Genomic DNA, 2,127 nt, shown 5'->3' on the forward strand with positions numbered 1-2,127 from the left:
CCTTCAGAGAAGAGGTCTCCTCTTCCTTTTGTCAGCGTAGTGACACCCACATGGAACCGCAGGACTTTTTTGCCCTATCTACTGTATATGTTCCAGTACCAGGACTATCCCGCCGATCGGCGGGAGTTGGTGATTCTGGATGACTCGGCCTGTAGCAATGCTGACCTGATTGAGAGCATGAAAAAGTATGCTGCCTGTCCGCACCTGATCCGCTACTACTCTTTGCCAGAGCGCCTGACGATTGGGGCGAAGCGTAACCGTCTCAACGCGTTAGCAAAGGGAGAGTACATTATCTGTATGGATGATGATGACTATTATCCGGCAGATAAAATCAGCTATACCATTGCGGAAATGCAGCATCATAAGGCGCAATTTGCGGGCTGCGACAGGATCCCCATCTGGTACAGCCATATTGACCGCATCTATCTGAGCCATGCATGGGGACCCCAACATGCACTGAATGGCACATTTGCCTTTCACCGCTCATATCTTAAACATCATCGCTATGATGATGATGCCACGCTGGCAGAAGAGAGCCATTTTCTGAATGGCTTCACGACGCCTGTCCTGCAACTGGCACCCGAGCGCAGCATTCTCTGCATCTCACATAACGCCAATACCTTCGATAAAGATTTTGTTATGGGCAGCGCAGAGCGCGACACAAAGCATCTGGGTGATTATGTCACTGATGCGCATCTGCGTAAGTTCTATCAGCGATTACAGCACGCGCCGGTCAATACACACATTGACTGGACCTTTTTCGACCGTGTGATGGTTAACGCCTGTTCCAGGGATGAAACACAGCTGGCGGGTTATATCCGCAGTCTGTATGCGCAGGGTGTCCAGCGGACACAGCTGGAGATTATCTGTCCGCAGCCGGGAGAACCACTGGCATCCAGCCATTTACAGGCGGTTGAAAAAGCGCAGGCGGCGGGCTGGCGGAACTATCTGATACTTGACGATCGTACCTGCTTTGTACGGCAGGAAAAGACGGTACAAAACCTCAACCAGCTGCTGTCTGCCTGTCGTGAAATCCAATGGGATGTGCTGTTGCTGGGATGCGAGCTGAAAAACGGGCAGCCGCTGAAATCCTTGCCCGCGGCACTCAGGGCGACCCGGGTCACCCGGCCAGTGGCTTATGCCGTGCATCAGGATCGCTATGCCGATTTTATTTCCATGCTGAAAACGGCACAGCGTGAGCAGCGTGCGGCACCTGATGATCTGTACGGCCAGCAAAATTTGCCGTGGCACGAACTGTGTCTGAGCGGGCGCTGGTTTGCCCTTTACCCCAGTTACATCTATCAGGACAGCGATGAGGCGGGTGACCCGCTGGCCCATCATTTCTTCCGTAAGTTAGCCACCTTAAACAAACATTAACCCCGCCCCGGAGCGATTGTGAATACGATTGAAAGTTACACTCCTGAATTCGTTCTGCGACTGGAGCAGAACGCCGACCCTTGTCACTGCCCATGTTGCCAGCGTCAGCCGTCGACGGTGATACTTCGCTGGCAGGATCAAATCCGCCACAGCGCCTTACTGGATTGTGACCGTGCGGCACGTGAAATCCTGTGCCGTGAAGATGCGTTTATCCTGCACAGTGGCCGCTCAGAAAAACCGAACGCCAGACCCCTCGATCCGCGCCTGCAGGCGCTAAATCAGGCGGCGATTAACCTGGCTATCTCCGGCGATGCGTCTCCTGAGCAGGTACTCTACACGCTGGGTGTTCTGATCAGTAAAAGCAGCCAACTGTCCGAACCTCAGCAAATTGAAGCCCTCGGTGATGAACTGATCGGGCTGATGCAGCAGGGGATGATGGCGCAGGCTTTTGAGCAACTTCCGGTGATTGATACGTCAAAGCTTGCCGCGCTAAAGGCATTGAGCCGCTGCGAGCTGGATGCCAGCCTGGATCCACTGACCGGCATGACGCTGATACTGAAGCTGAACGACATTAACGTGATGACTTCCGACTATTTGCAGGACACTCTGCAAGAACTGGAGCAGGCGTCGCAGCTGGCGGAATTCATGCAGTTACACCGCAGTGTATTCCTCAATGCGTTGCTGTATGCGTTTTACCATGATGTTTTTCCTGGTGAGAATGAGAGTGCTTGGGAGCAGCAGTTCTACCGT

Annotated in this window: 2 protein-coding genes; both read left to right on the forward strand. The window is 53.5% G+C overall.

Features of this window, described 5'->3' with window-relative positions; genetic code table 11:
- On the forward strand, positions 1-1,377 hold a 1,377-nt coding region (locus WH277_RS03930; RefSeq protein WP_339504470.1), incomplete at its 5' end, for a glycosyltransferase family 2 protein.
- 18 nt (positions 1,378-1,395) lie between these two features.
- The coding region (locus tag WH277_RS03935; protein ID WP_339504472.1) for a hypothetical protein at positions 1,396-2,127 on the forward strand (732 nt) is incomplete at its 3' end.

It is taken from the genome of Erwinia sp. MYb416 (assembly GCF_037479575.1).
In the GTDB taxonomy this organism is placed as follows: domain Bacteria; phylum Pseudomonadota; class Gammaproteobacteria; order Enterobacterales; family Enterobacteriaceae; genus Erwinia; species Erwinia rhapontici.